Here is a 9,046-nt window from a genome sequence, read left to right on the forward strand (position 1 = left end):
AGTGCCGCCGGCATCGACTCCCCCGCCGCCGCGCAGGTCCTTTGCCGTCTAGCGTTCCCGGGCATCGGTGTGACACCGGGCCTTTCACCCGAGTTCACCGCGAAGCTGGCTGTCGATGCGCCGCTACGATTCTGGACAGCGGTACGTGCGCCCCCTTCGGTGACATGCCGCCGGCCCGGGTGTGGTACGGACGACGCGAGTCTCCGGTTCAACCATCCGCCTGTGTTGATAACTACATTGGCGTCGTGGCGAGGCGTTGTGGACACATGCTTTCAGCACAGCCGATACTCGGCCGGTCCCAGCGCGGAACAGGCGGCATGGCGGGAAGGAGTCATTCGGCATGGATCCCGGGATATGAGTACAGTCGACCATGGCCAGGAATGGTGCGCTCAGGCCATCGAGGATACGCAGGTCGTGCCGTCGCTCTCAGTTGCTCTGGTCAGCCACGACGGCACCCAACCTCCCAGTCTGAGCCCGCTGCACCCGCGAGTGACGGGCGACCTGTCCGTGGTGCGCCCCTTCGACGACGTTGTCGTGTGCTACGGCCATCACCCAGCCGCCGACGTCAGGGAGCTGCACAGGACATTCGGCCCCAGCATGCCAGCAGTGCTGGTCGCCTCCCGCAGCTTCGACCCACAGGACGTGATCACCGCTTTCGATCATGGCGCTACCAGCTACCTCGTCCTCACGCAGACACCGGAGTTCTGCCTGAGGGGCGCGGTAATCACCACCGCCAACGGAGAAAGCTGCCTCAGCCCAGCCGCAGCAACCACCTTGCTCAGACACATGCAGCCGGTTCCCGCGACACCGGCGCGTACACACTCCAGCACCATCACCCCCCGCGAGCGGCAGATCATGGAGCTCCTCGTCACCGGCCACACAATCACCGAGATAGCCGGTCACCTCCGGTTGACCGGCAAGACCGTACGCAACAACCTGAGCAACATCTATGCGAAACTACAGGTACGCCGACAATCCGAGGCGATCCTGCTATGGCTGGGCCACCAACCACAGCCGGAACCGATCGCTGTGGCCAGCCGACAGAGTTTCTGATGCCAGGTTGAGCCGGGTTCACGGTGAGGCCGTGCGGGTCAGAGATGATCACGGCGCCGGTCCCGCCCGAGCCGGGCGGGCCGACGATCAGCAGCGCTCCGGGCAGCCGCGCGCCGAGAAGGTGAGTGAGTACGAGCGCGACGGCGAGCAACAGCCAGGTCGCCGGCCGCCGTACCAGCTTGACCAGTTCGGCACGGGACGGCGACTGGCCAGCGCGGCAGCCCGCGTGGTGCTGACCCATCCACCGTCGAGCCGGCGGGCGTGCCGGTCCGTCGCCGTCGTCCTCGCGCGGCGTTAGCTGACGTAGTGGCAGTGACCGCGCCGCGGCGGCCAACGAACTCCGGGGTACCGGCCTGCGGCTCGGGGCCCGCGCGCCGATCAGCGGTACTGGGGGTGGCTGTCTGCCGGGCGGGCTGGTACGACGTCGAGCTGCGGATCGCCGACGAGCGCGTCGATGGCGGCCTGCTCGGCGCCGATTCCGGCCCAGTGCGGGTCGACATCGCTGACGAAACACCAGCTGTGGTCGGCGGGCCAGACGAACGCCGGTGGTGCAATGGTTCGCCCACCGCCGAGGTCCGCCTCCCAGGCGTCGATGTCGTTGAGCGAACCGCGAAGCAGGGCGTAGCGGCGGTGGGGCACCTCGACCAGGCGGCCGCGCTGTACCTCCGGCGGCAGTGGGGCGTCAGAGTACCCCTCCCAGAGGCAGAAATAGCACTCCTCCGGAGTGGACGTGAAGGCCGCGAGGAGACGCAGCGCACGCCGCGTCTGCTCCATGTCCGAGGGGTGATCGTCGGGAACGTCGGCATCCGCCTCGCCCTGGCCCGGGCCAGTGGGATCAGGTATGAAGCGAAGCCGCGCGAACGCCTCGAAACCCGAGGGCCCGAATGTGATCAATTGCTCGGCGGGCGTGTCCGACTCCACGAGCCAGTCAGCGGCGGTCGTGTCCGGGCAATAACTCAGTCTCATGGGTAACGTCCCACCGTGAACCTTTCCGGGTAAGTGTTCGTGACCCCGGGTAGTTTGCCCCACCACTGGCTGTGCCCCGACGTCGGGTCCGCGATCGGTGCCCCTACCGATCGCCGCAGCGGCTTCACCCGGCCTCTCGCGGTCCGGAATCTCTCGCAACCGCGGTCCCTCGGCCATCGACACCTGCCGGACGGACACCTCCGGGCGTCGATCCCCCCGGCACCACCTCCAGCCGTTCAGCGACAAGTTCGGTGATCACCGCGCCGCCTCGGTTGGGTGGGCCGCGTTGCGAGGATGGCAGGGGCGGAGCCGGCGACCCGCGTAGGGATGAGTTCAGCGTCCGCGACAGCGTGTACGGGTCGTCGGTGCCGCACACGACCACGGCGATCACCCGGTATCCCGCACGGATGTGACAGCAGCGGTCACAGCTTCGCCCTAGCTATCATGATCGACGACCGCATCCCGGAGGTGCGGGGCCGTTGTCCGGATCCTGCCAGGTCGCGTCGAGTTCGTCGGCGGCCTGACGCTTCGTGGCGTCGATGTCACTCACAAGGTCATCGCACCCCTACCCGCAAACGGCGCGCCACCGGCCTGACCCACAGGCCCACCATGCCTGACCCCGCACGCACCGCGCGGTGTCCAGCGTCAGACCGGTGGACGCGGATGCACCGCGACACGACGATCACGTAGGTCCGGCAAATCCGGTACAGGAAGACCCGATGCCGGTCTCCGAAGGGCGCGCGGAGGCGAGGCAGAGCGAGGCCGTAAACGAACGGCACGGCGGCGTTGCTGCTCGCGGAGGTGAGACGCCTCAACCCCCGCGAGCTTCCTAGGACATCATCGCCCGAACCTGGACGGCTACTCCGTCAGGTTCCGGGCCAGGCCGGCGGCGTTCAGCTCGCGGACGACAGCCTCGACGGCGGCCTTGTCGGTGAGGTCGATCCCCCGGGCAGCCGGTTCCGCAACGATCTGCGTGGCCGGCCCCAGGCGGACTCGTCATCTGCCGCGGCCAGGAATCCGGGCGGCCAGGGCGGATGGCGACGGACGTGAACAGGCCCGCCCCACCACCTCCATGCACACCATGTGCTCTGGCCGCCGCTCCCCCAGCTCAGCGCCCAACCATGCCTGCCCCAGCCAACCACTGGCCCATCTCGACGTCCAAGACGTCCGGTGCCTCGACGATCGACAGCGCGTGCCGCACCGCATGGTCGGACAGACGCAGCTGACGCACCGGCCCATGACGCTTGGGTTGCGGTCGGCCCCGCACAGCAAGGACGGCCACGGCGAGCAGCGCACCGACATCCTTGCCGGACTCACCGGTCCGCCGCATCCGGTCCACCGGTTCCCGTGGCGAAGTGGTCCGCTACGACCGCCAACCGGCTCCGATCCTGAGATCACGAACCGGACGGGAGGTGGTAGGTGAGGCGTTGACCGACGGCCAGGAGGTCCGTCAGCAGACCGACATGCCTGCCTGGCTACACCCGGACTGAGAACCCGCGGGCCGTACCGCCCCTGCTGGGCGCGATCAGGATCGGGCTGCTCGGCGAGTGAGATCAGGTATTGCGATCGCCCGCGAAACGCCAAGCGTGCGGGGCAGTTAGGGGAGAGAACATGAGACGCAGAATCCGCATCGCCGTGGTGGCGTTGGCCGCCGCGGCGGGGCTTCTCGTTTCGAGCACCGCGACGGCTGCCGGGGAAGGCGCGACCGGCAGCGCCGCCCGTACACCAGTTGTCGTCTTTCCGGCTTTCCACTTCACCAAACTCAAGGTGAACGTCGACCGGCAGTTCAGCCATCCGCGCTGCCCGGCGACGGGATACTTCGAGGACTGGTTCGGCAACGACACCACCTCCCGCTTCAGCCAGGTCTGCCGGGACAGGCTGATGACCTTCACCTACGACCCCAGCCCGGCGAAGCCCATGGCGGAGCGCTTCAGCGACCAGCCGGGCGTCAGGGTCGAGATCAAGCACTATGGACGCACGGAGAGCGCGCCCTTCTACGAGCCGCTCTACGTGGCTCTGGAGCGTCACGGCTATGTGCGCAACAAGGACATCCGCGTGGCTGGCTACGACTCCCGGCGCACCCCCGACCAGGGCGGGTTCCTCAAGCGGACGATCTCGTTGATCGAGCAGACCTACCACGGCAACGGCAACACGCCCGTCCATCTGGTCGGCCACTCGAACGGCCCGCTCTACGCCCAGTACCTGCTGACCCACACCAGCAAGAGTTGGCGCAGCAAGTACATCCACGGGTTCACGCCGCTGGCCGGTAACTGGCCGGGGCAGGGGCTGCTCTACGGCGTTCTCTTCACCGGGCTCAACGTCACCGACTTCTCGTACCCGACCACGGTGCAGAACGCGCAAAGCAGCGCGCTGATGTACCAGACGCACCCGTCGACGTACATGAGCGCCGCCGACCCGGCCGTCTTCGGCAACCGTGAGGTGGTGGTTCGCACGACGACGCCAGCGGCGGACTACACACCCAAGGACAACCTCAAGCTGTTCGAGCATGCCGACATGCCCCTCGCAAGGCACCTGGCGGCCTACTACACCGGCTTCGTGAAGATCGCCGACCCGGCGTCCTTCCCCGACGTCGACGTCTACGCCGAGAAGGGCTCGGGGCTGCCCACGGTCGTCGGTGTGACGCTGCCCAACCTCAGGGTCGGGCAGGTGCTCGACCCCACAACGGCCGAGCTGTTCATCCGGGACGGCGACGGCAACCAGGAGGACATCACCAACGACGCGATCGCACCATGGTCAACCATGCCGTGCTACCGCTTCGAGTTCTCCGACAACCCGGGTGTCGACCACTTCTCGCTCGCCAGCGCACCTGCCGTCGTGGCGCGCCTGGTCGAGAACCTGCAACGGACGAGATCGGCCTGCTGACGCCACCGCCCCGACCGCTGCGTGCTCGCACGTAGCGGTCGGGGCGTGTCTCGGCCCGCTCGTCACCGGCCGCCGCCGTACCCCCGCCGCCCGCGCCTCCTTGGCCAGTTCCCGTACCAGCGAAGGGTTGCGGTCAGAACGGCGGCAGGCCGCCAGTGTGCTGTCCAGTTGCGCTGGCAGCGGGTGCGCCGAACTCCGCAGGGTACGCGCAAACCCGCCGGGCGACCCGACGGCCGGGCGCCATGAGGGGGTGGTCTCTCCGATACCGACGGTCCCTCGATCATGGCCGCGGCTCCGCGGCCGTCCGGCGTCCAGTGCTGTCCAGCCGCGTCCAGAAGCGCGCCTTGTCAGCCGGAGCGCCTGCCACTCTTTTCCGGACGGGCTCGGCCGCCAGCCGCAGCACGTCGCTGACCTGCATCGACAGGCGGTCACCCGGGTCACGGCGGCCTGGGTCGCCCACGGTGCCCGAGGCGCGGCGTCGACCAAGCCTTGGGGTGCCGGCCGGTCGAGACGGCGGGTCGGGCAGCCGCCGAGACGATGGGGGAAAAATGCGCGGAGCCGATCAGCTCACCGTTCACATCAGCCTGCGCCGCGAGCACGCGGAGCACTTGCCTCAGCAACTGGTAACCCAACTGGCCCGTGCCATTTACCGAGATCAACTCGCTCCGTCGACGAGGCTGCCGTCGACGAGGGACCTGGCTCGGCTGCTGGGCGTATCCCGGGGCGTGGTCATCTCGGCGTACGAGTTACTGCTGGCAAAGGGCCTGGTGGAGAGCAGGCCCGGGTCGGGCACCTACGTCCGGCAGGTGCAGACCGACGCGCCGCGACACCGACGCAGGGCACCGGCGGCGCCAACCCGCCGGGTGTGCGACTTCACCCCCGGCCCGGCCCCGACACGCGCGTTCCCGTTGGCCGCCTGGCGCGCCGCGTGGCGGGAGGCCAGTTACCAGCCTCCGTTGGATCAGACGGCACCACTGGGCATGCCCACCTTGCGGGAGGCCATCGCCGCACACCTTCGCCGCACCAGGGGAATCGCAGTGGACGCCGACGAGGTGGTCGTGGCGGCTGGGCTACGTCAGGCCTGCTGGCTGCTGTTCGAGGCGATCGGCCAGGCGCAGTCGATGGGCCGGCGGATCGCGGTGGAGCAGCCCGCACCGGCCTATCCGGTGCTGGCTGCCCGGCAGGCCGGCTGGACGGTCGGCGCCCTGCCGGAGAACGCAGTCCCGGAACACCGAGACGCCGCCAGCGTCGCGGTGGTGTTCGCGGAGGGAAACCATCCGTTCGGCACGGTACTGACGCTGGATCAACGTCATGCCCTGGTGGACTGGGCCGTACGCACCGGCGGTTATCTCGTGGACATCAGCACGGAACAGGCCAGCTCCGGTGACGGCTTGCCGTTGCCCGCACTCTTCAGTCTGGCCGGCAGGCAGCGGGTGGCCATGGCGGGCACGATCGGTGACAGTCTCGCTCCCCCCGGCCTGGCTTACCTGGTGGTACCGCGCGAGCTCACGCCACGCATCGCGGGCCTGATCGGCGACGACGACGGGCGGGTGGCCCGCACCACACAGGCCGCGTACGCCCGACTGCTGCGTGACGGCGTACTCGTGCATCGCGCCACGCGGATCGGCCGGCTCTTCACCGAGCGACGCGAGCAGGTGCGGGCTGCACTCGACCCGGTGCCGCATCCCGTCCGCGTCATGATCGGTCCTCGCGGGTCGACCGCGACCTTGCTGCTGCCCCGGGAACTGGCCACCGCGATGGTGGCCCAGTTGGCTGGTCTTGGCGTGGCCGTGACCTCACTGTCGGAGTTCTACCGGGTTGACCCCGCGGACTCGCCCGGCGGCATCGTGCTGGCCTTCGGCCACCTGCCCGACGAAGAACTCCGCTGCGGGATCAGAGCCATCCGGGCCTTCCTCGCCGGGCTAGGCTGATCGGCCGCCGTGACCGCGCCCACGCCCTACACCCAGCCGGTGGCCGCCAGCGACGTAGCAGACCAGTGAGCGACGTAACGACGACCACGGCTCGACCGGTTCGGGCGTCATCCACCGGTCGTCACCCGCCGCAACGTTACTTCGAGCCGAGCGATCCCTCTCGAGCCTCTTCCCGCCCTGGTGCGACGCCCGGGCGCGCAGGCCAGATGAGAGCCATACGACCAGCGTGGGCAGCCGATGTGAGAGCGAAAGCCCGGGCGCCTCGACCGAGGCCTGGCCGGGCAACGGTCGCAGGTCAATCAGAGAAGCAGCCGATGACAGGAAGTTGAGACATCGACCTTTGTGCCGGCGACCACGGTCGCATGTCCCAGGATCCGACGGCGCAAAGCCATCGCAGCCGTCGAGTGCCGAGGGGTTCACCTCGGCTGGGTCAGATCCGCGCCTCAGCTTGTTTGGCGCGTGCGGCCGCGCGGTCTACTTCGTCACCGTCCTGTCGAAGGTGCCGGACGCGGACGTCGCGCGGATCGCCTATGTGCGGCCGATGCTCATCGCCATCGGTGCCGGGATCGGCCTGGGCATCGTCGCCAGCATCGCAGCCGCCATCGCCTCGCCGAGGGAGGCCGGCCGGACCGACGAGCGCGACCGGCAGATCCACCGGCTGGGCGAGTACGTCGGGTTCTACGTCATGAGCATCACCGCGATCGTGCCGCTCGCCCTGGCCATGGCGGAGGCCGCCCACTTCTGGATCGCCAACGCGCTGTACCTGGCGTTCGTCCTGGCGGCGCTCGCCTCGTCGATCGCAAAGATCGTCTTGTACCGCCGGGGCTTCTAGCCATGGTCAAGCCCACGAAGGTCACGAACTCGATCCGAGCCCTGCGGTTCGCGAACGGCGAGATGACGCAGGCGGAGCTGGCCGACCGCGTCGGGGTGACCCGGCAGACCGTCATCGCCATCGAGCAGGGCCGTTACTCGCCGTCGCTGGAGGTGGCCTTCAAGATAGCCCGCGTCTTCAAAGTGCCGCTCGACGACGTCTTCCAGTACCCCGACTCCGAGGACTAACCAGCCACACGTACACCCGGCGTGCGAGGAGATCGCCTCGCGGGCCTGGCCCGTCACGCCCGAAAGCAAGGAGGAAACCGTGCACGCCCCTCAACGCCTCGCCCGTATCGCGGGACCGACCCCACGTCATCCGAGAGAACCACTCCCCACGACCAACCCGACGATCACCCCGGTCACCGTCCCGACGACCACCCGCACAGGATCGAGACGACCATGACGACGATGATCGCGATCGCCCGCGACACCTACTGCGCACCGGCGCAGCTCCAGCTGCGCGACATGGCTGTCCCGGCTATCGGCGCCGACGACGTGCTCGTCCGCGTCGAGGCCGCCGGCGTCGACCAGGGTGTGTGGCACGTCATCACCGGCCTGCCCTACGTGGTGCGCGCCGGTTTCGGGCTGCTCCGGCCCAAGAACCCCGTCCCGGGCTTGGACGTCGCCGGCCGCGTCGCAGCCGTCGGCGCCAACGTCACTCGGTTCCGTCCCGGCGACGAGGTCTACGGCGCCTGCGACGGTGCATACGCCGAGTACGCCCGCGCCCACCAGGACAGGCTTGCCCCCAAACCGGCCACCCTCACCTTCGCTCAGGCCGCCACCGTGCCCATCTCCGCCTGCGCCGCCCTCCAGGGACTGCGCGACGCCGGCCAGCTCACCGCAGGGCAGACGGTCCTCGTCACCGGCGCCGGCGGTGGCGTGGGCAGCTTCGCCGTCCAGCTCGCCAAGGCCCACGGTGCCCAAGTCACCGGCGTGTGCCGCACCGCGAAGACCGACCTGGTCCGCTCCATCGGAGCCGACCACGTCATCGACCACACCCGCGAGGACTTCACCACCGGCACCGACCGGTACGACCTCATCCTCGACACGGCCGGCAACCGCCCCCTAACCCAGCTGCGCCGCGCCCTCGCCCCCCGCGGCACGCTCGTCATCGTCGGCGGGCCCGGAGGCGGACGCGTGCTCCAGGGCGCCGACCGCCAAGTCCGGGCGATGCTGCTGTCGCCCCTCGTCGGCCAGCGCCTGACCGGCCTCATGTCCACCGCGCCCGCCGCCGACCTGCATACCCTGGCCGAACTCATCGACTCCGGCACCCTCACCCCGGTCCTCGACCGCACCTACCCCCTCGCCCGAACCCCCGACGCCCTCGACTACCTCAAGAC

The 9,046-nt window shown here is 69.1% G+C and carries 8 protein-coding genes; 6 read left to right on the top strand and 2 right to left on the bottom strand.

From position 1 onward, the window contains the following. Positions 1 to 354: 354 nt before the first annotated feature. Positions 355 to 1,053, top strand: a complete 699-nt coding sequence (locus E1165_RS29945; protein ID WP_243704811.1) for a response regulator transcription factor — start codon at positions 355 to 357, stop codon at positions 1,051 to 1,053. A gap of 378 nt (positions 1,054 to 1,431) precedes the next feature. On the opposite strand, the gene E1165_RS16260 is transcribed toward E1165_RS29945, so the two are convergent. Next, complete coding sequence (locus E1165_RS16260; protein WP_132392316.1) at positions 1,432 to 2,019, bottom strand: hypothetical protein; 588 nt, start codon at positions 2,017 to 2,019, stop codon at positions 1,432 to 1,434. A gap of 1,108 nt (positions 2,020 to 3,127) precedes the next feature. Then, positions 3,128 to 3,349: a hypothetical protein gene (locus E1165_RS16265; protein WP_132392318.1), complete on the bottom strand. Its 222-nt coding sequence runs from the start codon at positions 3,347 to 3,349 to the stop codon at positions 3,128 to 3,130. Between the two features lie 281 nt (positions 3,350 to 3,630). On the opposite strand from E1165_RS16265, the gene E1165_RS16270 reads away from it, so the two are divergent. The 5 genes from E1165_RS16270 to E1165_RS16290 form a co-directional block, all read left to right on the top strand. After that, a complete protein-coding gene (locus tag E1165_RS16270; protein WP_132392320.1) occupies positions 3,631 to 4,902 on the top strand; it encodes a hypothetical protein in 1,272 nt (423 codons plus the stop codon). 461 nt (positions 4,903 to 5,363) lie between these two features. Next, positions 5,364 to 6,833, top strand: coding sequence for a PLP-dependent aminotransferase family protein (locus tag E1165_RS16275; protein ID WP_165945242.1), 1,470 nt, complete (start codon positions 5,364 to 5,366; stop codon positions 6,831 to 6,833). A gap of 499 nt (positions 6,834 to 7,332) precedes the next feature. Further along, on the top strand, positions 7,333 to 7,665 hold the full coding sequence (locus E1165_RS16280; protein ID WP_207916914.1) for a hypothetical protein: 333 nt from the start codon (positions 7,333 to 7,335) through the stop codon (positions 7,663 to 7,665). 2 nt (positions 7,666 to 7,667) lie between these two features. Continuing rightward, positions 7,668 to 7,892: a helix-turn-helix transcriptional regulator gene (locus E1165_RS16285; RefSeq protein ID WP_132392326.1), complete on the top strand. Its 225-nt coding sequence runs from the start codon at positions 7,668 to 7,670 to the stop codon at positions 7,890 to 7,892. A gap of 222 nt (positions 7,893 to 8,114) precedes the next feature. Next, positions 8,115 to 9,046: NAD(P)-dependent alcohol dehydrogenase (locus tag E1165_RS16290; RefSeq protein ID WP_132392336.1), on the top strand; the 932-nt coding region annotated here is incomplete at its 3' end.

Origin of the sequence: Micromonospora sp. KC723, from assembly GCF_004348595.1 — a bacterium.
Lineage (GTDB): Bacteria > Actinomycetota > Actinomycetes > Mycobacteriales > Micromonosporaceae > Micromonospora.